This is a genomic window from Agrobacterium sp. O3.4 (genome assembly GCF_041414895.1).
GTDB lineage: Bacteria > Pseudomonadota > Alphaproteobacteria > Rhizobiales > Rhizobiaceae > Agrobacterium > Agrobacterium cucumeris.
Window position 1 is genome coordinate 127,100 of sequence record NZ_JALPZP010000008.1, and the last position, 24,168, is coordinate 151,267.

Consider the following 24,168-nt stretch of genomic DNA (forward strand, 5'->3'; position numbering starts at 1 on the left):
TTTAACGGGTGCGCCCATGATTGTCCAATCCTCGGCGAGTTGAGGATGGGGATCCTCAGCGAAGCATCATTCTGCCAGACAGCCCCGAACAGTTGCCGAATTATCCAGAGACGTGCGTCTCTATTGCCTGGTTGAGGATGTAATGACTATCCGTGTGAAACTGCTTGCCTGCATCTCGGTGCTCACCGCTACAATTATGATGATTGCTGCCTTTTCCTTCTACGCGATGGAAGAAGAAGCGAAAATTGCTGACTCCATCGTGGTTGATCGCGTCGAACCGATGGAACATTTGAAAATCATCGGTGATCGCTATGCGGTCAACATTGTCGATACCGTTCACAAGACCCGTTCCGGGGTCCTGTCGCCGATGCAGGGGACAGCGAATGTTCAGTCCGCACTGACTGATGTGAACGATCATTGGAAGGCGTACACAGGTACCACCCTGACAAGTGAAGAAAAGGAGCTTGCCGATCACTTCGAAGAAGCGCGCCGGAAGGCAGACGTCCACGTCCAAAAGCTTCTCGGTATCCTCACGTCGAAAGATGCTTCTGCGCTCGCCAGCTTCGCAGACAAAGAACTTTATCCGGCAATCGATCCTCTGGGTGGAGATATAGCCAAGCTAGTCGAGGTACAGATCCGTGTTGCCAAGGAAAAGCTGGCGGAAGGCAATGCCCTGAAGTCTATGCTGACAACCTTGATGATAGCGCTGATAGCAATGGCTGCCGCCGTTTCCACCTTTTCGATCTGGACTGTCATTGCCGGCGTTATCCGTCCTGTAAACGCCATTACTGGCGCGATGGACGCCCTAGCAAAGGGCAATCTCGACGTCACCATTTATGGCGAAGGACGCTCTGACGAAATTGGTACCATGGCGTCCACGGTCGGTGTTTTCCGCGATAACGCACGTGATAGGGTTCGGCTTGAACAGGAAGCCGCAGCCAACCGTTCGCTTTCCGAGCAGGAGCGTGCTGACCGTGAACGCCTGCAGGCACAGGAGGCGTCGGAAGTTCGCTTTGCAGTCGATAGCATCGGCAGTGCGCTAGGCCGTCTCTCTGAAGGCAAGTTGAACTACAGGATTACCGAAACCTTTGCAGACCGGCTTGATCAGGTCCGTCTCGACTTCAATGATGCCGTCGCAAAGCTCGAAGACGCCATGCGGCGCGTCGGCCAGAATGCCCAGGCAATTGCAGCCGGGTCCAATCAGATCCGTGCGGCGGCCGACGATCTCTCGAAGCGGACGGAACAACAGGCAGCATCGGTCGAGCAAACAGCAGCGGCACTGGAGCAGATCACGACGACGGTCACCGACTCAAGCAGGCGTGCCGAAGAGGCCGGCAACATGGTCCAGCAGACGCGCCAATCGGCGGAGCACTCAGGTGCGGTGGTCAGCAGAGCTGTCACCGCGATGCACGAGATCGAGACTTCGTCGAATGAGATTTCCAACATCATCGGTGTCATCGACGAGATCGCCTTCCAGACCAATCTACTTGCACTGAATGCCGGCGTAGAAGCCGCCAGGGCGGGCGAGGCGGGCAAAGGCTTTGCCGTCGTTGCACAGGAAGTGCGCGAACTCGCGCAGCGTTCTGCAAAAGCTGCAAAAGAGATCAAGGCGCTGATTGGCAAATCGGGAGTACAGGTCAAGAATGGCGTCGAACTGGTGACGGAAACCGGCAAAGCTCTGGAACAGATCGTCGCGCAAGTTCAGGGTGTCAGCACCAATGTCACGGCGATTGTCGAAGGCGCTAAGGAGCAGGCGACGGGACTGCGGGAAATCAACACTGCCGTCAACACCATGGACCAGGGCACTCAGCAGAATGCCGCCATGGTCGAGGAATCGACGGCGGCAAGCCATTCGCTGGCCAGGGAAGCGGAGGCACTATTCCAACTGATCGCCAGTTTCGAGATTGGTTCAACCCATGCAGCCACCGGTCCTCGCAGAGAAATGGATAGAGCGTCTGCGCCGTCTCCGGCAAGACGTCTGATGGCACGCGTTTCTAACGCCGTGCGTGGCAACACCGCTGCGAAGGTCGATAGCTGGGAAGAGTTTTAAAAATCTGAACTGATACCTGTATCCCCACTCTATTGACGCAGCTTCCGCCTAATCTTGTCGAAACGGTTAGGCGGAAGGCTTCAAGCTCGACGTCTACATCTCGTTCGCGCGCGAGTACGTCGCCAAAATTCCTGACAATGTTCAGCCGTTGATTTCAAAAAGATCATCTGGAATATCTTCGTGAATTCCAGAAAATTGCCGAGATCGATTCCATCGCCCGTTTCAAAGATGCTCCCGAGGCACAGGCTTTGAAGTGAATTTTCAACATTGGCAACGGACGATCGCGGTTGCATCTCTCCTGCACAACGGCGACGTCACCGAAACCCGTCTCATTTGCTGAGCGGTTGCAAGGAAGTGCGAAAGATCGACAAATGGTCGGCTACCGCCAACCGCCGACCGCCCCGGTTGACGGGCGAGCGCATCCGTGAGCAGTCGGATTAGGACATTATTGCCACCATCTTTCGCGATTGGCGATCCGAGAGCCCGACCAACCCCATGAACATGCCGCCTGACTGTGCCGTCTTCGTATGGGTGGCATACAAGTTGCTCGTAGCATCGTGCACGAAATGACGCGGACAAACCAGTCAACAACTTTCGCTGATGGACGCCGGTCAATTGAGGGATGTCCATTAACCGCCGGACGAGCAGATTGTCGATCGGGGATCCGGCAATGAAACCGCTGCCAAAGATTTCATGGATGCATTGGTCAAGCTTTATCACCGCCGGGCATAGGTAGATGGTCGAGGCACGACGGAAGTCGTGACCACACCGGGCACAATAGTGGTGCGGTTTGAGTTCGCTCTGATCAAAGGCTGCCACGGGCTGATTGCAGGAGGTGCATCGATCTCGCAACCTGTTGCTATGCTTTTCGCAGGTAAGTCGTGTTGCCAGCCGCCACTCTCGCCGAAAGTATGGGTGCGCATCAGTAGCCAGGCATCGCGGGCAGAATTGTAGCCATGTCGACCCCTGCCGTCGGTGAAGGTTTCGGAGGGGTAAAAAAAGCTGCCTTGTTTGATTGTCCGGCAGTGTCATAGCGGTTAGCTGTTCAGGTGTGATATCCGCATACGTCTGCAGCTGTTTTGCCAAGGTGATGGAAAGCTTTAGATCAAGCCTGGCGGACCACATTCCAGGTGTGAGCCCCAGTACTCGGGCGAAAGAGCGCCCTGGTACACCGTTGGCATAGGCAAGCCTGTGTAGCCAGCTCGACAATAGCTCGTCTGGCTGTGGCATGAAAGTGATGGGCCACCGTGTGGAAATTGTATCCAGGTAGCGCTCTTGGATGTCGATGAGTGGTGCGTCGATTTCTATGCGGGTCATATCAAACACCTGCGCAACGCCGCATTGCGCCGATGCGAAATGGGGGTGTAGCCAAGCTCATCGATACCGGTTTTGGTAATGCGTTCCGCTCCAGAACGAAGCGCCCCCACGGCAGCTTTGGTCACAACGGAGACAATCTCTCCGATCAAACCTTCCGATAGGCTGAAAATTCGTTGAGCCAATGTTTCATCCGATAGATCGGAGGCCTTCGCGAGAGGCAAAGCCGCTTCGAGGCTGTCGAGGAGGGTCAGGTAGCTTTCGTCATATTGCCACCTCGGGATTGCAACGAGGTCAAAGCGAGTTGCCATCTCGCTAGTCGCGTTGACAAAATCGTAGATGGCGACTTCGCCGATGAGGACAGGCGAGATATCATACTGCCGGCCGATCCGGCGGAGAAAGGCAAACACCCCTTCGACGTCGCGGGACCGTCCCCGTAGAGCATTGTGGAACTCGTCAAATATCAACACCCTGGGTTTGATGCTCTCCAGCAGGTGATCCAACTGCTCCGCCTTCCGGCTAACATTCCATATATCGCCACCAGGCGCATGAAACGCCTGAAGAATACTGCCATAGAAATGGCCAAGTCCTGCTCCTTCACGTGTCTGAACAATCCAAACTCGTTGGTTCGGCGATGCCCGAAGGTGCTCCACCGCGAACCGCTCCGCGATCATGGTCTTCCCATTTGCATAGGGGCCTATGAGCATTAGCCCTTGGGTCCGCAGTGACACAGGTCGGGCCAGCAAGTCAGCCAGTCGTTGTTGGGTGTCCTTCGCGATTTGATGGCCAATCCACCTCGGCGCCCGCATATAGGCTACGCGTTCGTCATCTCCGAGGTCGAGAATGGGACGTACGTGGTCAAATAAATGATCAGACATGCCGCTTACCAGTCTTCCACCGGCAGACGATTCTTCTGTCTCTTGGGGTGAGCCCGGTTGGCCGGTGCTTCGCCTGGAGCGATTGAGGCGTAGGGCTTTTTAGCTGCCGTGGCATGCGCTCTACGAACCGCGTCCCGACGCTCCCGTTTGGAGAGCTTGGCAGCATCAGCGATGGCAGATATCTCACGGCGTAGAGCCACTTTTTCTATGCTTGAGCGCTGGTTGATAGCGCGCAATTGAGCGCGTTCCGCATCATGCTCCCACAAGGTCACCGGTTCAATGCGGCCATCGCGGCGTCCGACGGGTCGAAACGATCGGGTATCTGGATCACGAACATAGATATGGCTGATATCACGGGGATCGTATCGAACCTCAAGCTTACCGAGCCGGTCGCGTTCTGGAACGAAAGACCCGAGCCAGGAGCAATAGTAATGCAATGCGAACATGCTCAATCCCTGTGGTGAAAGTTGTCGGCCAGCGCTGGGCAGGAATGACAGAAGTACTCGTTGCGGCTCGTCCTCGTGTTCGGGCGACCCCCCGCTACCGCGTAGCCATTCTGCGGCCGGCACTTTCAGCGTTTTGGAATTCTCCTGTCTATTATGATCAAGGATTGCCAACGCCAGGCAGCGTTCCAATTCAGAGAAGCTCAGGCAAGCGCGCTGATGTGACGGATATTCGTCGCGATCGGCCACAGAACTTCCTGACGAACCGGGATATGTGGACAGCACCCCATTGAGCTTGCCCAAAAGCCGCTCGACAACGCCGCCTTGATGAACTCTACCGCGGTCGCGATGGCGAATACGAATCCCGTAGTCGTCGCAACCATGCTGAAAAGCATTTCCCTTGAATTCCTTGGCCGAGTCGGTGAGCAGAAGCTTCGGACGGCCGAACATTGGCCATGCATGGTGTATCGACCGAGCGGTAAGCCATTCGTCTTTCCGGCAGATCGCGTGTGCCAGACAAAGCGCAACAGACAAGACAGAGGGCTTTTCTAGGGTAAGGCAGAAGCCAAGAATGGCGCGGGTCGCAACATCGATGACGATCGTCAGATACGGTCGACCGATGAATACGCCGCCGTTGTTGACCACCTCCACGAAATTTATGTCGGTCGGAGTATGGTCGATCTGGCAGACATCAAGCGGGTGCGGTGCGTGGATATAACCCGGCCGCGGCTTGAGCCGCATGAGATGCTTAGGATTGGCCGACCGTTTTTTGGCGATCTCTTCCACGGAGAATAATGACGGGATTCGCCGGGAAATCGTGACGTAGGAAGGGATAACGACGCCGGCTTCCTGACATCGGGCGCGGATCTCGGCAACAACCGGCGCAAGAGGCGGCGCTTCAAGTGTCATCCACTGCTCGCGCAATGTTGTTTGGATGATCTCCTCTGCCTTCTCCGATAGCCGCTTGCGCCGCTCGGAAGGCAGCCGAGGCAATAATGCTGTTATCGTTCGCTCAACCCGATACCGGGCAAGGAGATTATAGATTTGTCGGGATGTTAGCTGAAGTTCAGCCGCTGCCCTGGCAATCGCGTCTTTCTTGGCTCGTCCAGCATCCAAGACACGATCGAGTTCGCGGGCGGTTCTCCGCGCCTTCAACCAGTCTTCCTCGGAAGGAAAAGGGCCGGCTCCACGATTTTGAAGTGGCTTTGGCATGCGCTGCCCCGTCGAAGTCGTTAGCGAAAATCTGGGCTATTTTTGCGCGCTAACTCTAACAAACGTATGACGTTTTGCCGTTTGAAATTCCAAAGTAAAAGCGACACCGGCATTGCGCTCACCCGTCTCGACGAGCGGATTTCTCGCTCGCCCGCCGGCGCTGGCTTCCTCGAGAGGCAAGACTTCGCCGACGCCTGCGCCTCGCTGTGGATCGACGGCGAGCTCGTCCATCTCGAGGATCTCGTTCTCCACGACGCCACTCGCGACATCCGCACCCCGACCCACGAACTGACCATCGCCCGCGACGTCCTGCGTACCCGCCGGCGTATCGCCGCGCAGCCGCCCGGCTGGGCGCTCAGCCCCGACGGCCTCCGCAGCCTGCGCAGGCACAACGTTTTGGCGGGGCAGGCGTGGCCTGCAGCATCTCTGGATGACAGCGCCACCGAGAGCAAAGACGCCGCGGTGCCTGTTGATGCGACGGAAGCCGGGGAGGGCGAGGACAGCGACGACGCCAGCGTCCTCGACGCCGAGCTGGCCGCCATCGATGCGGTGTTGGCGCGCTCGGAAGCCGTGTTGAAGAGCGCGGCCGCGCCAACAAGTCGGGTGCGGGATCGTGACCCACTTGTCTATGATCTCGACTGGGACGAGGACGCGCGGCTGGAGGAATGGCGCACCGTGCTGCGCCAGGCCGAAAATCTGCCGCCGGTGCTGCAGGCCGTGGTCGCCCTCGATGCCTGGAACACGATCGAGGTTCTGCAGCACGCGCCTTGGCTCGGCCGGCACCTCGCAGCCTCGATCCTGCGCCAGGGTGGCATTGCCACGGGCGCTCACCTGGTGGCGATAAATCTCGGCCTGAAAACCATCCCGGTTGATCGGCGCCGGCATCGCAGTCGAGAGGTTCGGCTGCTGGCCATTGCCGACGGGCTGATTGCGGCCGCCGAGATCGGGATGAAGGAACATGATCGCCTGGCGCTGGCTCGAACACTGATGGAGCGAAAGCTGGACGGGCGCCGGACGTCTTCAAAACTGCCGGAGCTGGTTGAGTTGGTGATGGCCAAACCATTGGTGTCGGCAAAAATGGTGGCGAAGACGCTCGAGGTGACGCCGCAGGCGGCGCGCAGAATTGTTATGGAGCTGGGGTTGCGGGAGATGACGGGGAGGGGGAGGTTTCGGGCATGGGGGATTATCTAGTCGGATAAGTTCTTCTGCCGCCGTCTGTGACGCTGTTTTCCCGTAGCCCTGGCTTCGTAGGCTCACGTTTTCTTCTGCGCACCTCTCTGATGAGCGCTAACACGAAGTCCGGATGGGAAACAGGTCCTCGCCGTAATGGTGAAGCCTCGTGTGATGGCGACGACATAGCCACCGGACTTTCAAAGGCTCATCATATTGATCGTGATGGGCATCGACGGCTGCGTTGCCGCAGACCTCACACGTGTTCTTCCTCAGTTCGCCCACCTTTAAGGCACGCTGCACGATGAGGTGAGCCTCATACTTTGTCGGATTGGCTCGTCGCCAGTTTGCCTGACGGGTATCGGTCTTGAGCATCTAGGTAGTCTTCCCGATCAGTTCAGGGTGTAGCGCTTCCAGGGTATCGCCTGCATAGGCACCCGCGACAGAAAATTAACGAGATCACGTCGACCACGATATGTCGGGACGCCCCGGCTGTTTTGCGCCATGAGAACAATCGGCACGCCGGGGAATGCTGGCTGGAAGCTATAAGCAACCTCATCGGCTTGAGGGCCGCTGTTGAGAACGTGCGGCTTAACAATGACGACGGCGAATGTGACGCCCTGCTCGCGAACTAATGCGCCTTCAAACTGCATTTCTTCTCTCCTTTGATGAAGAGGCCGCCTCACTCCAGGCGGCCTCAGGTTTTAACCACGTGGCGGGAACGGGTCGCGACCGTAGGAATCCTTGTCCCGGATTTGACCGTTGGGACGGTGGATGACCACTTCGCTCTGCTGGTTGATCGCAATCTTGCGAGCAGCAGCAGCCGCGTCGGCCTGCGTTCCATGCGTGGAGGTCACTCGCTCATTTCCAGCGCCCCGCACGGCCCATTCGCCGTTGTGGGGAACCACATGCTGATTTTTCTTTGTCATTGCATCAGATTCCTTTTTCTTGAGTGCCAATCGACTTTACATTAATTAAAATTTAATTGTCAATATGGCTAATGTGGTTTACGGACTGGGGTATATATTTTACGCATGGAGTGATCATGACCATTGAGATGAAAAATGTGCTGGAGTTAGCCGATGCGGCGTTATCCGCTGACTACACGCGCGTACGCAGAGCCGCGAATGCGCTCGCGCGAGACCTCGACAAGAATGGTGAGACCTCCATTGCCAAGGAACTCAAGGCGCTGGTTCGGAAGAGGGGGGTGCCTTTGAAGGCGTCCGGTTACATGGAGTCCCTGCCTGTCGACTCGAAATCCCGGTTGCCGCTTGTCGAAGAGCAGACTTGGCCCGATACACCTATTTTCCTAAATGAAAGCGGTTGGCGCGTGTTCAGCGATTTCATCGCGGATGCCCGTCGCATTGATGACTTGAGTGCCAAAGGATTGGCGTCGCGACTAGGGCTTCTGCTCTCCGGCCCGCCCGGAACAGGTAAGTCTCTTCTTGCCGGGCACATCGCTGCACAGTTGTCACGACCCCTCTACGTCGTCCGGCTCGACTCCGTGATATCCTCGCTGCTCGGCGATACGGCAAAAAATATTCGCTCGGTTTTTGATTTCGTACCGGCGCGGAACGCTGTTCTATTTCTTGATGAAATGGATGCTGTTGCAAAATTGCGGGATGATCGACACGAGCTGGGCGAGCTCAAGCGTGTGGTCAATACCGTCATTCAAGCGCTTGATGGGCTGGACCCGAGTTCGATCGTGGTTGCTGCAACAAATCATGCTCACCTTCTCGATCCTGCGATCTGGAGAAGATTCCCCTACAAGATAGATCTTGGGCTTCCGGAGGAAAGCGTCCGTGCCGATCTTTGGCGGCATTTTCTCTTTGAGGATAAAGATGAAGATGGTCGCGCCGAACTGTTTGCTACAGTGTCCGAAGGACTATCGGGGGCCGATATCGAAACGATGAGCTTGTCAGCACGGCGTCATGCGGTCCATGATTCGCGTGACATCGATTTTGGAGCCGTCATTGCGGCTCTGTTAGAGCCCAGCTCAGGGCGGACCGCCCCTGTCCAACGGCAGCCATTGGACGCCGAGCAAAAGCGGCAGGTGGCGATAGCATTGAAGGAGAAACACGGTATTGCGGGCGCGGATACCGCCCGCATCCTTGGTGTGTCACGGCAAGCCATTTATGCATATTTGAAGCAACAGGATGGGGAGGCATAGCATGGCGGAAGTTCGAGACCAGCCCCTTCTCTATCCTGTTTTGAGCCTTCAAATGGACCCGGCGCTCCGGAGTCCTACAGGGCGCGGCAAGGGCATTGAAAGTATCGTCACGGAGCGCCTCGGCCGACAGCAGGAAGTTCTTGCGAGCGAAACACGCGATATCTATGAGCACCGCGCGGAGTTGCCGACATATTCGGGGCTAACTCACCTCGTAGTTCGTATGTTTACCGAAGATTCCCTCGCTCCGACACACACACCAGACGACCTCTTCTCCCAGCGTCACGGCTGCAGGCTGGTTGCACCCCTTCCAAGCGGTTATTTGATCGAGGCCGACATCAAACAGTTGCCTCGCCTTCTCGACGCGATCCAACGTCCGGTCGGCTATGCGGTGCAAGCAGACATATCGCGAGTTTCGTCACTGGAGCGATTTGATGCGAAAAGTCGATTGCGCGGCCGGTCAGTCAATGAGCTCTGGAATTCCGCGCCGGAGGATGACGATGGACGTTTGTTCGTGGTCTGGCTTGCTCCTTTTCGTGATCGTGATGCCAAGGTAGAGGTCCTGGAGCGTATTCAGGGCTTTGCCAATGAGAGGTTGGTATTGCCGACTTTCACGAGTGTACGGTTGACGCTAGGCACATCAGAGCAAGCGGAAGAACCGCGCGCTTTAACGACGCCGCGACAATCCAGCATAGCAAGGGCCATGCGGGATTACCGAAACACCGGCGTCGGCCGAGCCACGGTTCGTATTCCGAACAAAGAAGGATTGCGGCAGCTAATCGCCTCCGGTGCTTCCTATCGAATCGATCCTGTGCGGCCCATCAGAGTGGCGGCCCCTGGCGAAGGAGCTGAGCCTCCTGCGCCGGTAATCGATCAAAACGCACCCGTCGTCGTTGTCGTGGACGGGGGACTGCATGCGAAAAGTTACAGCGCAGCTGAAGCCTTCAAGGCAACGCCTTTCGTGACGAATGCCCAAGCTGATAAGCTTCATGGCAACTGTATCAGCTCACTCGTTGTCCATGGCCACGCCTGGAATAATAATCGATTGTTGCCGGAGCTGAACTGCCGCATTGGATCGGTTCAGGCGGTCCCCCATAAGAACGCAAACCGTCGTTTCGATGAGCGTGAGTTGGTTGACTACCTGACGGAGGTTGCACGTCTTTATCCAGAGGCACGCGTCTGGAATATTTCCGCCAATCAAGATGGCATCGGCTTAGACCCCTCAGAAGTGAGCGTTCTTGGGCACGAAATCAGCCTCCTGGCGAGATCGGCGGGCTTTCTCCCTGTGATCTCCGTTGGAAATGTCAGCCCGGACAATAATTCTCGACCCAACCCGCCAGCTGATTGTGAAGCGGCAATTGTTGTCGGTGGCCGTCAGGCGCTCCCAGATGGAACGCCGGGCGACCGTTGCCCTGCCTGCCTGCCCGGTCCTGGCCCCGATGGGATGATGAAACCGGACTTATCGTGGTTTTCAAATCTCAGGATGCTGGGTGGAGTTGTCGATACGGGAAGCAGTTACGCAACGCCGTTGGTATCGTCTTTGGCAGCCCACACTTTCGATAGCTTACGTGAACCAACGCCGGATCTGGTTAAGGCTCTCCTCATCAATTCAGCGGAACGCAGCGAGCACGATCCCAACCTCGGTTGGGGAACGCCGTATCAAGGGCACCTTCCTTGGACCTGCGCGCCTGGCAGCGTCACGCTTGCGTGGCGGGCACAACTCGAGCCGGGAACCGCATACTACTGGAACGATATTCCCATCCCTCCCGAGCTGGTGCGAGATGGAAAGTTGTTTGGGCGCGCCAGCCTGACCGCCGTGCTGCGACCCCTCGTTTCGCCGTTCGGCGGCGCGAATTATTTCGCCTCTCGGTTGGAGACATCTTTGATGTACCCTACTGGGCCAAAGAAATGGCCCTCCCTTCTTGGTTCAATGAAGGAATCGACACTGCCGGAGAACGACGCTCGTGAAGAGCTGCGAAAATGGCAACCGATCAGAAGGCATTGCCGGGATTTTACCAAAAGCAGTGGGCTAGGCTTTTCCGGGTCGCATATGCGGCTATATGCGCGCGTTTACATGCGCGACCTCTACCAATTTGGGTGGACGCATCACAGTCAGGCTGGGCCGCAAGAAGTGGCTTTCGTACTCACGCTTTCGAGCGCTGATGGAGAGAAGTCGATCTATGACTCGACAGCTCGTGCGCTTGGAAACTTCGTTGAAAGCGCGGTCTTGAACCAAGACATCGAGGTCTCGAATGAGATTTAGAAGGTCGACGTCTTCCGAATCTGCAATTACCCCTGCAATCGAGGCAGTTACGTGAGGAGTGGCCGGCTTTCCTTCGGTTTTTCCGAGAGAGAATTTGGCGAAGCGTTGGCTCTCAGGACCGCTACCGTGGGAGTGAGGCCGGTAGATGCCGTCGAACAGCTGATGACACAAATTCTCGTCGAAAATCTTCGGCAGCAAGCAACTTTAGAGCTCCGGAAGATCCCCTCGGTGAAGCTTCACTCGATGTATTTCAAGGAGCGCTGTGCATCCTTGGCGCGGCTTGCGGACATCGGATACGAAACCTGGTATGTCGAGCTGGCCTTTTCCACAACCAAAGAGACCATGGTTGACGTCGTTGAGATTGACACGCAGGGTTTGCAACTCAGTCCCATAAATTATGGCCCTGCGGGGCTGATGTCCATCGACTTTGGTCGAAGCAGCTAAAAACGCAAACAAACCACATCCTGCGTCTGAACCACGTGACGATTCCGCCCAGCATGTTTCTTGAAACCAAGAAAATGATGGAGGCGATCCCCCTTGAGCAGCCGCTGGTCGCGAACCCTCGACCTGGGCCGCGTACGCAAGGCTATGAGTTCGGGATCGAGGGCTTTGAGTTTGTTGCATTTGACCATTTGATTACCGGGGAGCGTTGTTTCTGTTCATGCGCACGCCCGGCCCATGGCAAAATGATATCAGAGGCTATGCGGATTGCGTCTCATTCAGGCGCATGGACCTATCAGGTTGTTCGATTGTTGTCGGATGCGACCTACATCGACGAAATATGCCACCTGTGTATCGCCCGTCGCTCGGGACCGGAGGCTGCTGCTGATCTCTACGGTGATGATATTGGGGAGTTTATCGCGCCGTATATCGATCAGCTGGACCCCTCTAAAAACCTCCCCCTTTTCGGCAAATCGTGATTCAATCCGACATGCGCGATTTGGCGGGAGCAGATGATGCGGGGGCAGCCTGGTTTCTTTGATCTGGACGAGCGTTATGAACGGCTGAGCGCCGTGGGCGATCCGCTCGAGAAGCTGAATGCCATCATCCCGTGGCCTGTGTTCGCGAAGCCGCTGGCCAAGGCGCTGAAGCGATCGGATGGATCAAAAGGCGGGCGTCCGCCGTTTCCGGCGGTGCTGATGTTCAAGATCCTGGTGCTCCAGGCGCTCTATAATCTCTCCGACGACCAGGCCGAGTTCGTCATCCAGGACCGGCTTTCGTTTATGCGGTTCCTGGGGCTCGGCCTTTCCGACAAGGTGCCGGACGCCAAGACGATCTGGCTGTTTCGCGAAAGTCTCGTGCGAGCCGGTGCCATCGATAATCTGTTCGCTCGCTTCGACAAACATCTGTCGCGGTCCGGGTATCTGGCCAAGGGCGGGCAGATCGTCGATGCGACAATCATCCAGGCTCCGAGGCAGCGCAATAATCAGGAAGAGAAAGACGCGATCAAAGCCGGTGAGATACCGCAGGACTGGAAGGAGAAGCCCGCCAAGCTTGCCCAGAAGGATCGCGATGCGCGTTGGACGGTGAAGTATTCCAAGGCGAAGCAGCCGAGGGAAACGCCGACATCAGCGCCAACGAAGACCCATGACATCGCCATTCCGATGTTTGGTTACAAAAATCACGCGGGCATCGACCGGGCACATGGCTTCATACGGGGATGGACGGTGACAAGTGCGAGCGCCCATGACGGTGCCCAACTCCGGAATGTCGTGACCAAGGACAATAGCGCCTCAACGGTCTGGGCCGACAGCGCCTACCGATCCAAGACGAACGAGGAGTGGCTGGTAAGGAATGGCCTGAAGTCGGACATTCATCAGCGAAAGCCGAAGGGCAAGCCAATGCCGGAAACGACGTCGCGGGCCAACGGGCGACGATCCAAGATCAGGTCCGCTGTCGAGCATGTCTTTGCAAGGCAGAAGGATAAGATGAAGCTCTTCATCAGGACCATCGGGATTGGAAGGGCCAAGGTGAAGATTGGCATGGCCAATATCGCCTACAACATGCTCCGATACGTCTTCCACGAAGGTCGCCATGCCGCCGCATGACGACGGCCACCCCGCAAGGGGCGGGAATGCCAATACAGACAGTTCAAATATCACCACCGAGAGCGGCGGTAGGCTCAGATCACCCCGTCAATGCAGGAAATCGGGGTAAATCGAGGTGTCCAGCTGATGTTGATGCCTGGAATGGACAAGCCCACTGCGCGTTCCGAAGTCCAGTACACTCTTGGTCTTAGCCGATGGGTGAGGGAGGCGGAAATGTACAGTCTGCTGAAAAAGCTATTTCCCGACCAAGTTATCCTAAGGGAGGCGTCGCCCCCATGGCTGGGGCGCCAACGATTAGACGTGTATCTGCCCGCCATCGGCCTTGCTCTGGAACACCATGGTGAGCAGCACTACAGAGCCATTGCTGCATTCGGAGGAGAAATGGCGCTGAAACGGAACATGGAGCGCGATGCCTTGAAGAGAAGTCTCTGTGAACAAAATGCGGTCCAACTTGTCGAGATTCGATTTGATGAGCCAATGACTTTGCCAATTCTTCGCCAGAAACTCCGGCGTTTCATGCGGACCTAGCTGATCTAGCGGCATTCAATCGTCCCGTAGGGACCGTTCTATATTCTCTATGAAGGTTTTGATCAGATCGGCGGTTTCCTGAACGAATACCTTGGTAAAGATGCGCAGTTCGGTTCCTTCCTTGTCAAAACCATTGCGATGGACACAGTCATGTCGAAGCAGCACCGCCTTGAAAAGGCGTGGCTTGTCTGTGATCAGGTTCAGGATGCGGACCCCTAGCGCGATGTTGTAGAGAACGTCGACTTTGGCGAGATTGTGATACTGAATCGACCGGAGATATTTGCGGACCCGTTTACCAACCAGAGCCGGATCTCTCGAAATTTCGGCGAGTGTGAATTTCTCCTTCGCCAGCTCCTCGTCTTGCCCAAGCAGCCGCCTGAAAGCCTCCGGGTCGCGCTCGACTTGATTTATCAGCCGGTCGGCCAGATAGGCTTCCATCGCAGTGATCTGATGCGAAAAGATCATCCGATTGACCAAGTGACCGCCACTGTCGCCTCCATAGTCCGCGAGCAGGTCGCCTGTATGATGGTAGGAGCTCATGAAAACTGTGAGCGGATCATCCGGAACAGAGTAATCGACCCATTCGTCAGGTTCCGGCTCACCGTGCTCCAGCCCATAATCGAAATCCCGTATGACCTCGTGCGGTCCTGCATTGGTGATATGGTAATTCTCGATACCGATGGGATACTCCCACAGACCCCAGCTTAGCTCTCCAAGTTCCGGATGATCGATGACAGCTTCATAGTGGATTTCCGATCCCATCTGCCGTTCATCACCACCGACTGCGTCCCAATCCAGCTCGTCGCTTTCGATTTCGTAGATTTCGCCAGTTTCACCATGCCTAATTTGAGCCGTTCCCCTGCAGTAAATCTCCATAAGCTCCTCCCATTTCAGGCTCGGCGAGATGCGGTGGAATTAGAATGAACGCGGCCATTATGATTCGCTACCGTGCGCCTTTCATTCGGCAAGAGGTTCATTCTCATGGGCCGGCCCAGAATTTCTTCCTGAGGCAATTCGCCTGACTTCCAAATCCGGTGGAATCAGATATCCTCCCTTTCGGAGCCGATCGCCAGGGCTGCAAGCGACCCTAAAGGCGGCAATTTAGAGATACCAGTCCTCACCTAAACGGCAACCAATCTGCCGGCGCAAGGTGACATGAAGCGCTTGTGTTCACCGTATCAGACGCCGGAGTGAATTGGATTTGTCATGTCTATCCACAAAGAATGCGTTGACGCCCTGCGTGCGAAATACCGCGCGTTGACGGGGAACAAACTTGTCGCGGGACACGCCCACGAAATTGTTGCCGCCTATTTCGGATACGGAACTGCGGCAGCACTTCGCGCGGAAGGGAAATATCCGCTTACTTCGCTCGAAGAAGCTGAACTCCTGATGCCGGCGCTCGCGGTTATGGACCAGAGAATTGCTGAACTGCAGGGAATTCCCGATGACCTGCCAACCTCAGACGAACTTGCATCGCAGATTTCAGCGTTTCTTGTCGAAGCGGGGCATTTCTCGGGTAAGATCTGGAGCAACAGAAACATCGGTGAGGAAGTCAGTACATACGCTTACGAAAATCCGCTTACGATCCTTGACGAGCTCTCGGGGGAGATGGCGACGACGAATGCGTACTTCGATGGCTTTTATATCGATGAAGTAGACGTATCATCGAATGACGAAGGCCTCACAGTGATGCTTACAGGTACTGCCGAGGGCGAGCAGGATCAAGACAGGGTGTTTTCAGGCGACAAGATCAACTTCACAACCTACGTGACGTTCGACCTCGTGGCTGGACGCGTGGCCTATCGAGAGGCTGAATTCGATACAGGTGGCAGCGTCGATGACTCCTATTATTTCGACGATGATGCCGCGTGACTGAGGTCGGGACCGTGATTGATGACAGCGATGGCGGTCCCACACACGCTCGCACCTTCTGGCCGTTCGGCACGAATTTCGACACCCCGCGTTCGCACCGGAAATTCTGAGAGGCTGAATCGCATGGGGAATCGACGCTAGTACCTCAGAGCTTGGACTGGGCGAGACGAGACGACAGGAACTTTTCGATTTTGCTGCCGATCTCAGGAAATACGAACGTGAGAAATGGTAGCGTATCTTCATCGGGTAGATAGCGTTGATCACCTGCGCGGATGTTCTCCCGGATCGTGCGGGCGCGCTTTTCCCACTTTCCGCTCTTGTCCTGGGCTTTGATCAATTCCTCGCATCCATATTCCTTGAGGGCAAATCCCATCGCGAGCGCGTGTTCCGGATATCCGTCGCAAATGCGGTGCGCGACCTCGATGAGGTGTTTGAAGTCCCAACCGACCGGGCGCTTTTCGCGTGCGCTTAGGACGCCGTTCATCAGACCAGTAACGGCGCGGTCGTGTCTGTCGTTCGTTGGAGGTGTAACGCCGCGGGCCGAGAGTTCTGCGACCAGGCTCCGCCACGTTTCCTCAGCGGACAGTGGGTCGGGAGTGTGCTGATTGCGCGCCAACCAAAATGCGCAAATCCTTTCACGCAGGTCGCGATCCCGCGTTTCGAGCTCGATCCTTGCGTTTTCGAGGAGCAACTGAGACTGGCCGTCGTAGTCGAAGGCCCAGGCTGACTGTGATTCCAGATCTATTCTCAAATCGCGGAAGGCGACGATCTGAGTTGCCCAGTCATCTCTGATGACGCCCGATACCAGTTCCGGGACGCGGTAATGCGCACGGAGGTAGAATATGCCGCTACTCTCGGACAAAGCCGCTGTCTCTTCATCGACAACGAGAATGTTGGAGTTATTGGAGAACAGCAGGTCGTCCGTCGTCATGCGCCGATAATCGGGGTCAAATCCTGCCATAATCCAAATGAGCAATGCGCCTTCACTGCGGTAGAATGTGCGACGTCCTGCTACCACGTCGAGGAAGGTCGTCGACAGCTGCGCCTCGAAAGCCACCCGGCCAAAGGTGGTAAGAGCCTGCACATCGGGCTGACGTCGGCTGCCGGGGTCTCGGGCAGAGCGCCACTGCCTTTCAGAGAGGATTTCGCTGTTCGAGGGGTCGGCTGCAAGACTGCGCAGGAGCCGTTCCTTGATCTTTCGATGAGCGACACTTTCTCGCTGGCCATCATATTTGAGCGCCCGGATCTCATCGCGGCTCAATGCCGAACGGGTGATCGACGGGCAAGAACCATCCTCCCGGCAGTGGCGAAAAAAGAAACGCTTCTCGCGAGAGGCAACCAGATAGACTGGCGTCGCGCAAAGCCCGCATGCGAAAAGCGGCTTGTCCGCTAGATTTTCCCGGATCGAAACGCGCTCCGCGACCAACCGGTCATAGCGCTTTTGAGAGATAAAAGCTGTGGTTTCAAAGAATTCCCCGCTCTCCAAATCGAGAATCTCGGTGATCTCAGGCTTTTCGACGGGCTCGGCAAAAGCGAGTGGGTCAAAGGTGACATTTCCTTGCATGATCGCACCTGGTTTCACGAGTCACTCGAAGATAGGCAGATTCGGTTGCTTTCATGCACGCAAAATGAAGAATTACGTTTGACGAAAGAGCGTAGGTGAGGCGCAAGAAATGAATCGATCCTTTTCCGATAGACATGGTTATCGTGGCCCGGAACCGGAAATCACGATCCGCGAGGATGCTCCCGACTTTCTGCGGTTCCAGGTCGCGAGCATCGCGCGAAGCTGCGGACTAAGCCCGACCGCGATCCGGACCATCGTATGCGATATATTGCTCGAGGTTCCAGATCCTCGCAACTGGAGCGAATACCCAAACATCTGGGATGAAGTCCTCGGCTTGTTGAGAGGGTGCGACTGGTACAAGGTCTATGACATCGCTGAAGCACTTTGGCGCAACTTCGAATACCGCCCAGACGAACAGCGGCGCTTCGAGGATGATTTGAACAGGGTGTTCCGCGAGAAAGGGATCGGTTGGGAGCTCAAAGATCCGGATGGAATAGTGTTTCGTGGTGATCCGACTTTCGCGATTGCGACTGAGCAGGCGGTCGAAGCTTTTGCGCAGAGCGGTAGGTACACGGCGGCCGGCGAAATCCGTGAGGCGCTGAAGGATATCTCACGTCGTCCGGATCCAGACCGCACAGGCGCCATTCAGCATTCGATGGCTGCGCTCGAATGCGTCGCTCGAGACATGACAAACGCCCCCAATCAGAATCTCGACCAGATTATCAATAGTCTGGCCCTGACTCCGCCTTTGGGGGATGCGGTCCATAAGTTATGGGGTTACGCCTCACAGAATGGACGTCATGTGCAGGAAGGCCGAGACGCGACGGCCGCCGAGGCAGAGCTCGTTGTCAGTGTTGCGTGCAGCCTCGCCGTATTTCTGCTGAGGCGGACTTAAAACCCGCGGCAAATCGCTCTGTGCCGGTAACAACTATGCCTGTGGGATAGACCGCCGCTACAGTCGTGGAACGATGTTCTTCTCTCTTTTTGCGGGTATATTCGCGAGACCACGAGTCTCGAAGGATCCACGATGCATATCTCCCGCGTTCAATTGGTAAACTATCGAAATTTCGAGCGGGCAAACTTTCATTTCAACAAGGGCATTAATACGATCATCGGCGAGAACGGTTCGGGAAAGACGAACCTGTTCCGCGCAATGCGGCTGATGCTCGACGATGATTTCCTCCGCTGGGCGTACCGGCTTGAAGAGGGTGACTTTCACCGCGGCCTCGGCAATTGGCGGGGGCATTGGATCATCATTAGCATTGAGTTTGCGGAGGTGTCCCAGGAGGAAGCAATCCAGGCCCTTTTCCTCCATGGCACCGGCGTCATCGAAAACGACGCCGTCGCGAGAGCCACTTATAATTTGATTTTCCGACCTAACGCCGCGACGCGCACGCTTCTCAGCCAACTTGCTGAGGGAGATCATGCCGGCCTCGCGGGGATCTTAAACACGATCACGCTTGACGATTACGAGACGGTCTTCACCGGTAAAAGCACTGCTGATTTCTCCGATCCAGCCGTCTATCAGGCGTTGGTTGGCGATTTTGCCACAGTGCAGTTTCCCGAGGAGCTTCAACCCGCGAGCCTCGGCGGTCGGGTTCCAGGGATCATGTCCGTGAGCAAGGAGGTCTGCTTCACTTTTGTCCAAGCGTTGCGTGATGTCGTCAGCGAGTTCCAGGGGCAGCGGACCAATCCATTGCTGACGCTTTTGCGCAGCAAGAGTGGCGAAATTGACCCCGCTGCATTGGCGCCGATCACCGAGCGCGTCAAAGCGCTTAATACCGAGATCGAAGCGCTTCCCGATGTTGGCGAAATCAGAGCCGATATACGGCAAACGATCCGCGATGCAGCGGGAGAAACATATTCGCCTGCGAGCTTGGCGGTGAGGTCGGCGGTCCCCCACGAAGCCGACCGGCTGTTCCAATCATTGAAGCTGTTCGTCGGCGAAACGGACGACGACTATGAGGGAGCCATCAACGAGTTGAGCCTCGGTGGTGCCAACCTGATCTACCTGACGCTGAAGCTCCTCGAGTTTAAATACCAGAAAGCGAAGCAGGCGTGCGCAAACTTTCTGTTGATCGAGGAGCCCGAGGCTCATATCCACACGCACATCCAGAAAACTCTGTTTGACCGCCTTAGCTACCCCGATACCCAGGTAATTTATTCCACCCACTCGACCCAGATCTCAGAAGTCAGCAACGTTGAAAACGTTAATATCCTAGGGCGCAGTGGCTCACGCTGCGAGGCTTTCCGGCCGAGTGCGGGACTTGATGAGCCGGAGATCAGAAGCATCCAACGGTATCTCGACGCGGTTAGAAGCAATCTCCTTTTCGCTAAAAGTGTCATCCTTGTTGAAGGCGATGCGGAAGAAATCCTCGTGCCTGTCCTCGTCAAAGAAGTTCTCGGGGTGAGCCTCGATGAACTGGGCGTCAGCCTGATCAACATCCGCAGCACCGGATTCGAGAATGTCGCGGTGCTTTTCCACGACCTTAGAATAAGAAGACGATGCGCCATCGTCACCGACCTTGACGCGACGTTCTTCAATACGGAGCCCGCCGAGGACGATACGAAGGCGCTGAAGGGCGCGAAAGAAAAAGCAATCGGAGCCCAGGCGGCCGGGGTCGCCCGGCGGGCAAGACTGACGGCGTTCAAGGACGGCAACGACTGGGTGTCCGTCCATTATGCTCCGAGAACGTTCGAAGTCGACTTCGTGGCGGCGGGAAACTGGGAACTTGCTGTTTCAGTCTTGAACGCGGTCTATAAGGACAATCCGACCATAGTTGCTGCAACTGCGGAGTTGAGATCCAACGATCCGGCAGTGTTTGGCCGTCGAATCCTTGCCATGGCGGATTATGCCGGGAAGGGTTGGCTCGCAATCCAGATGGCCAAGCAGGTATCCTCCTCGACGCGCATCCCGGACTATCTGGTCGAAGCGATCTTTTCCGCCCATCGACCGATCGGTCGCGCTGTTCTCGCAAATATGATCGAGCACCGCCTGAAATTTCACCAGGATCCCGCGGTGATCGGCGACGCACAGCTTGCGCAGCTCAGGGAGCAGGTAAGATCATTCCGCGCTGGCGAGCTGGCGATAGAGCCGCTCCGGGAAGCATTGATCGCTGCGGTCGCCGGCGACGTCATCATCGATGTCATGGGACATGCCTGATGGTTTTCGTATGGCAAAATGGCGACCTCAATGATGAGCAGACTGATGCCGTCCTTCATGACGGGAGCGTTTTCCTTGCTGCATGCCCGGGGAGTGGGAAGACGAGAGCTCTGACGTACAAGATCGCCCTCGAACTGTCGAAGCTGGAAAGCGAACGCCACTGGGTGGTCGCCATTACCTACACGCATCGTGCCGCCGAAGAGATTGCTGAACGTATCGAGAAGCTTGGGGTGTCGACCGATCGACTCTGGATCGGCACGATACATTCGTTTTGTCTCGACTGGATCATTAGACCGTATGCTATCTATCATGATCGTCTTGCCAAAGGGTTCCGGGTGATTGACCAGCATGAAACCGATGACATCCTGACGGAACTCTGCCAGCAATCTCCGAATTTTGTCCGCCCGCTGGATTGTCGGTATTATTTCACGACGACTGGTTTCGAGCTTGAGGGAGCAAATCCGAACCGCCGAGCAGCAGCAACAGCCGTCCTGCAACGCTATTGGGATCGGCTTCAGGAACACCGGCAACTGGACTTTGAGATGATCTTGAGCTGCGCGCACGACTTGATCGCCAGCAATCCCACGATTCCCGTGCTGCTTGGATCTCTATTCCGCTATATCCTCGTTGACGAATATCAGGACACCAAAGAGATCCAATACGCAATTGTTGCCGCCATTCTAAGGGGATCGGCCGGAAACACGAGAACGTTTATCGTCGGGGATCCCAACCAGGCAATATACGGTTCCTTGGGCGGCTATGCGATGACTCGGCCAGAATTTGCTGCGCGCGCTGGCATCGATCTCGCAGAGAAAAGCCTGTCGAACAATTACCGCTCCTCCGAAAGGATCGTCGGCTATTTCTCGAACTACTGTGTCGTGCCTGCGGCCATTGAGGCTGTCGGCAAAGACCGCGACTACGGAAGCTTCATTTCCTTCGACCAGGAGATCAATCACCAAGAGCTGGATGATGAGATCGTGCGGCTCATTCGCCATAATGTCGAAACGCTTGGAATTTCGCCGCACGAGATCTGCGTTGTTGGACCGCAATGGGTGCAACTGGCGGCGATAACTCGACGCCTCGTGGCGGCGCTGCCCGAATACAATTTTGACGGCCCGGGCATGGCGCCATTTTCGCGAGACCAAGAAAATATCTGGTTCAAGATATCTCGGCTTGCATTAACTCGGCCAGAGCCACAAATGTTCGTTCGAAGGATGCGCTGGGCTGGCGAGGTTCTGGAGCATTTTCGGTCTGTAGGCATCGACACGTCGAAAACCTCTCGACGGGATCTTTTGCGCCACTGCAATCAAATTCAGATCCTGGTCGATGATGGCCTCGAATACCTAGAGCTGTTTTTTGACGAGCTGCTGCTGTCGCTCGGGATCGACATTGCGCTATTTCCGTCGCTCGATGATCATCGCACGGCATTTTTCGAACGTTCGAGAATCCAAATCGAACGGCTGGAAAACGCCGGTGTGCAAGCGGTATCCAACATTGCGATGTTCAGGCGCGTGTTCGCGGCACGCTCCGGAATCACGATATCAACCATTCACGGTGTCAAAGGGGCTGAATTCGATTCGGTGATAGCATTTGCGCTGCTCGAAGGCATGGTTCCGCATTTCGCTGATCCTAACGCGCTAGATAGCGCCAAGAAGCTCCTATATGTGATTGCATCGCGCCCGCGAAAGAACCTTCATTTGATTGCCGAGGTCGGGAGGGTCAATGGGATCGGCGAGCCGTACGAGACGACAGATATCCTTGCCGAGCATATTTTCGGTTATGACCTGATAGAAGCTATTGAGTAAGTAGACGCCGAGCTCGCTCGCGAACAGCGGGTCTCGGGCCGAGATGGACTTTAACTTGGATCAGGTGATCGTCGATCGGTATTGCACAGGCCGCAGCTGAATATGTGTGGTCCTCTACGTCGAATAAATTATCAAGTGCTTTCAGGCGTTTGAGAGACGTGAGAATTGAGTGTTGGTTCGATTCCTTTCACATCAGGATTTTTGTCAATTGGTCATTCGAGTGGCATCGAGTTTCTCCGTTTTAGGTGGATCCATGGTCTGAGCCCATAGCAATTACCGGCCCGTTCTCGCGCCTGTACAACCTCACATCCGGTCGCCGCTCTTGGCGGCAGGCACCAATTTCCCGCTTTCGCGGGCGCGGGCTCAGGAGAACGGGACCAATCTCAAGACCGGCGGTTTAAGCCAAAAGGAATCCCGGTCCGTTCACCTGGATCCGACAGGGCTGATCACACCCTGAGGATTAGAATTTGCTTTCGCAGCCGTTTCGCGTGTCAGGCGGCTTTCATGATTGCACCTTCGATCACAACGCCGGAGCTCACATATTTCCAGAGTGCAACGAGCAGCTTGCGGGCCAAAGCCACAATCATCGGCTTCTTCAGACGGCCGCCGTTGCGAGCGATACGCTCCTTAAACCAGCAGGTCAGTGCCGAACTCGGTTGATGCCGCAACCATAGCCAGGCGAGCTCGACCATTGTCGCTCGCAGTCGCGGATTTCCCGCCTTCGAGACCCCTTGTTCGCGATTGACATTGCCGCTTTGCCAAGGGGAGGGGGCGAGGCCAGCGTAGGAGGCGATTTGCCGTCGATTGTCGAAGTGTCGGAACAGACCTTCCGTGTAGAGTATCGTAGCAAACTCCGGACCAATTCCTCTTATGCCCAAAAGAGCGGTCGCGCCCACCGGCGTTTCCGGCGTCTCGTGGACGATCAAAGCATCTCGTTCTGCTTCTACGGCCTTGATTTGGGTGAGCAACAATTCGAGGCGATCAAGCTCTCTACAGATTTCCGCTTTCAAATGCTTTGCAAGCGGACGGCCATCTCCTGTTCGCAGCTCGTCCAGACGTTGCCGACGGTCGCGATTTAGAGGTTCGTATTCTCGTATTCCTTGCGTGAAGAGTAGCCCCTTGATGCGATTGACGTGGAAGACACGTTCGGCAACCAGTGTCTTTCGCTCCCGTCCGATCCGACGATTATCGTCCTCCTCAGGTGTGAGGAGCTTGACCATTGAGCACGCACGCGGCTCGCCACGTTTCCAAGCCATCAAGGCCCGGATCAGCGTTTCGCCGTCGATGCGATCCGTTTTTGCCCGGCGATGGCGGCGGGGCATGGCAATGGACGCGGCCTCTACAATGTGGCTCTCAATCCAGGTTTCCTTGCTTAGTACCCGTCCTAGCCAAAAGCCATCAAGTCCAGCCTCCTGGATCACCACCAGCGGGTACTGCTTCTCCTGACGCCGCTGGGCTTTTTGGCGAAGTGCGGCAAAACACGAGAATAATCCAGCGGTGTCGCCTCCTGCGACGGTATGGCGGGACATCTTCTCGCTTCCCGGCGACAAAGCCGTTACAAGCCACGTCGATTTGCTCAATTCCAACGAGACGAAAATTGCGCCAAGATCAACGGGGGTAGCGGTCTGTGCTTGAGTTCGATCTGCTGTTATCGGCATGATTGGCCTCCAGAGAGTTTTCTAGCGACCTCA

At 56.1% G+C, this 24,168-nt stretch carries 21 protein-coding genes; 12 read left to right on the forward strand and 9 right to left on the reverse strand.

The window, feature by feature from the left end:
- The first annotated feature begins 142 nt into the window (after nt 1-142).
- Nucleotides 143-2,050, forward strand: coding sequence for a methyl-accepting chemotaxis protein (locus M0412_RS24215; RefSeq protein WP_269703678.1), 1,908 nt, complete (start codon nt 143-145; stop codon nt 2,048-2,050).
- A 261-nt stretch (nt 2,051-2,311) separates the two neighbouring features.
- Here the strand turns inward: M0412_RS24215 and M0412_RS24220 are convergent, their stop codons facing one another.
- The 3 genes from M0412_RS24220 to M0412_RS24230 are packed head-to-tail and all read right to left on the reverse strand — an operon-like array spanning nt 2,312 to nt 5,897.
- Nucleotides 2,312-3,367: a TniQ family protein gene (locus tag M0412_RS24220; protein WP_077472604.1), complete on the reverse strand. Its 1,056-nt coding sequence runs from the start codon at nt 3,365-3,367 to the stop codon at nt 2,312-2,314.
- On the reverse strand, nt 3,364-4,242 hold the full coding sequence (locus tag M0412_RS24225) for a TniB family NTP-binding protein (protein WP_269703680.1): 879 nt from the start codon (nt 4,240-4,242) through the stop codon (nt 3,364-3,366). The genes M0412_RS24220 and M0412_RS24225 overlap by 4 nt, the downstream gene beginning before the upstream one ends.
- A 5-nt stretch (nt 4,243-4,247) precedes the next feature.
- The gene (locus tag M0412_RS24230) at nt 4,248-5,897 is read right to left on the reverse strand and encodes a Mu transposase C-terminal domain-containing protein (protein ID WP_269703682.1); all 1,650 of its coding nucleotides are present in this window, start codon (nt 5,895-5,897) and stop codon (nt 4,248-4,250) included.
- A gap of 66 nt (nt 5,898-5,963) precedes the next feature.
- On the opposite strand from M0412_RS24230, the gene M0412_RS24235 reads away from it, so the two are divergent.
- A complete protein-coding gene (locus tag M0412_RS24235; protein ID WP_371338339.1) occupies nt 5,964-7,088 on the forward strand; it encodes an RHE_PE00001 family protein in 1,125 nt (374 codons plus the stop codon).
- A 96-nt stretch (nt 7,089-7,184) separates the two neighbouring features.
- Here M0412_RS24235 and M0412_RS24240 read toward each other — a convergent pair whose 3' ends face one another.
- Genes M0412_RS24240 through M0412_RS24250 form a run of 3 tightly spaced genes read right to left on the reverse strand, consistent with a single transcriptional unit; the run spans nt 7,185 to nt 7,996 of the window.
- The gene (locus M0412_RS24240) at nt 7,185-7,442 is read right to left on the reverse strand and encodes a hypothetical protein (RefSeq protein WP_215567775.1); all 258 of its coding nucleotides are present in this window, start codon (nt 7,440-7,442) and stop codon (nt 7,185-7,187) included.
- A gap of 17 nt (nt 7,443-7,459) precedes the next feature.
- Nucleotides 7,460-7,720 (reverse strand): hypothetical protein, encoded by a 261-nt coding sequence (locus M0412_RS24245; protein WP_269703689.1) that lies wholly within the window; start codon nt 7,718-7,720, stop codon nt 7,460-7,462.
- 51 nt (nt 7,721-7,771) lie between these two features.
- The gene (locus M0412_RS24250; RefSeq protein ID WP_112945516.1) at nt 7,772-7,996 is read right to left on the reverse strand and encodes a DUF2188 domain-containing protein; all 225 of its coding nucleotides are present in this window, start codon (nt 7,994-7,996) and stop codon (nt 7,772-7,774) included.
- A gap of 116 nt (nt 7,997-8,112) precedes the next feature.
- Between M0412_RS24250 and M0412_RS24255 the strand changes: the two genes are divergently transcribed.
- The 6 genes from M0412_RS24255 (at nt 8,113) to M0412_RS24280 (ending at nt 14,073) form a co-directional block, all read left to right on the forward strand.
- A complete protein-coding gene (locus M0412_RS24255) occupies nt 8,113-9,237 on the forward strand; it encodes an ATP-binding protein (protein ID WP_269703693.1) in 1,125 nt (374 codons plus the stop codon).
- A gap of 1 nt (nt 9,238) precedes the next feature.
- Nucleotides 9,239-11,497 carry a S8 family peptidase gene (locus tag M0412_RS24260; RefSeq protein ID WP_269703695.1) on the forward strand — a complete coding sequence of 753 codons (2,259 nt, stop codon included), beginning with the start codon at nt 9,239-9,241 and terminating at the stop codon, nt 11,495-11,497.
- 162 nt (nt 11,498-11,659) lie between these two features.
- Nucleotides 11,660-11,941 (forward strand): hypothetical protein, encoded by a 282-nt coding sequence (locus tag M0412_RS24265; protein WP_269703697.1) that lies wholly within the window; start codon nt 11,660-11,662, stop codon nt 11,939-11,941.
- Nucleotides 11,942-11,994: 53 nt separating this feature from the next.
- Nucleotides 11,995-12,417, forward strand: a complete 423-nt coding sequence (locus M0412_RS24270; protein WP_269703699.1) for a hypothetical protein — start codon at nt 11,995-11,997, stop codon at nt 12,415-12,417.
- 36 nt (nt 12,418-12,453) lie between these two features.
- Nucleotides 12,454-13,545 (forward strand): IS5 family transposase, encoded by a 1,092-nt coding sequence (locus tag M0412_RS24275; RefSeq protein WP_269703701.1) that lies wholly within the window; start codon nt 12,454-12,456, stop codon nt 13,543-13,545.
- A 213-nt stretch (nt 13,546-13,758) separates the two neighbouring features.
- A complete protein-coding gene (locus M0412_RS24280; protein ID WP_269703702.1) occupies nt 13,759-14,073 on the forward strand; it encodes a hypothetical protein in 315 nt (104 codons plus the stop codon).
- A gap of 15 nt (nt 14,074-14,088) precedes the next feature.
- Here M0412_RS24280 and M0412_RS24285 read toward each other — a convergent pair whose 3' ends face one another.
- Nucleotides 14,089-14,949, reverse strand: coding sequence for a hypothetical protein (locus tag M0412_RS24285; protein WP_269703704.1), 861 nt, complete (start codon nt 14,947-14,949; stop codon nt 14,089-14,091).
- 330 nt (nt 14,950-15,279) lie between these two features.
- Here M0412_RS24285 and M0412_RS24290 point away from each other — a divergent pair, with 330 nt between their 5' ends.
- The gene (locus M0412_RS24290; RefSeq protein ID WP_269703706.1) at nt 15,280-15,945 is read left to right on the forward strand and encodes a hypothetical protein; all 666 of its coding nucleotides are present in this window, start codon (nt 15,280-15,282) and stop codon (nt 15,943-15,945) included.
- Between the two features lie 145 nt (nt 15,946-16,090).
- On the opposite strand, the gene M0412_RS24295 is transcribed toward M0412_RS24290, so the two are convergent.
- Nucleotides 16,091-17,509, reverse strand: a complete 1,419-nt coding sequence (locus M0412_RS24295; RefSeq protein WP_269703708.1) for a DUF6035 family protein — start codon at nt 17,507-17,509, stop codon at nt 16,091-16,093.
- A gap of 109 nt (nt 17,510-17,618) precedes the next feature.
- On the opposite strand from M0412_RS24295, the gene M0412_RS24300 reads away from it, so the two are divergent.
- From M0412_RS24300 to M0412_RS24310, 3 genes are all read left to right on the forward strand, one after another.
- Complete coding sequence (locus M0412_RS24300; protein ID WP_269703710.1) at nt 17,619-18,404, forward strand: AbiJ-NTD4 domain-containing protein; 786 nt, start codon at nt 17,619-17,621, stop codon at nt 18,402-18,404.
- A gap of 132 nt (nt 18,405-18,536) precedes the next feature.
- Nucleotides 18,537-20,672 carry an ATP-dependent endonuclease gene (locus M0412_RS24305; RefSeq protein WP_269703712.1) on the forward strand — a complete coding sequence of 712 codons (2,136 nt, stop codon included), beginning with the start codon at nt 18,537-18,539 and terminating at the stop codon, nt 20,670-20,672.
- The gene (locus tag M0412_RS24310) at nt 20,672-22,477 is read left to right on the forward strand and encodes a UvrD-helicase domain-containing protein (protein WP_269703713.1); all 1,806 of its coding nucleotides are present in this window, start codon (nt 20,672-20,674) and stop codon (nt 22,475-22,477) included. The genes M0412_RS24305 and M0412_RS24310 overlap by 1 nt, the downstream gene beginning before the upstream one ends.
- A gap of 491 nt (nt 22,478-22,968) precedes the next feature.
- Here M0412_RS24310 and M0412_RS24315 read toward each other — a convergent pair whose 3' ends face one another.
- Nucleotides 22,969-24,135: an IS110 family transposase gene (locus tag M0412_RS24315; RefSeq protein ID WP_269703715.1), complete on the reverse strand. Its 1,167-nt coding sequence runs from the start codon at nt 24,133-24,135 to the stop codon at nt 22,969-22,971.
- Nucleotides 24,136-24,168: the final 33 nt, after the last annotated feature.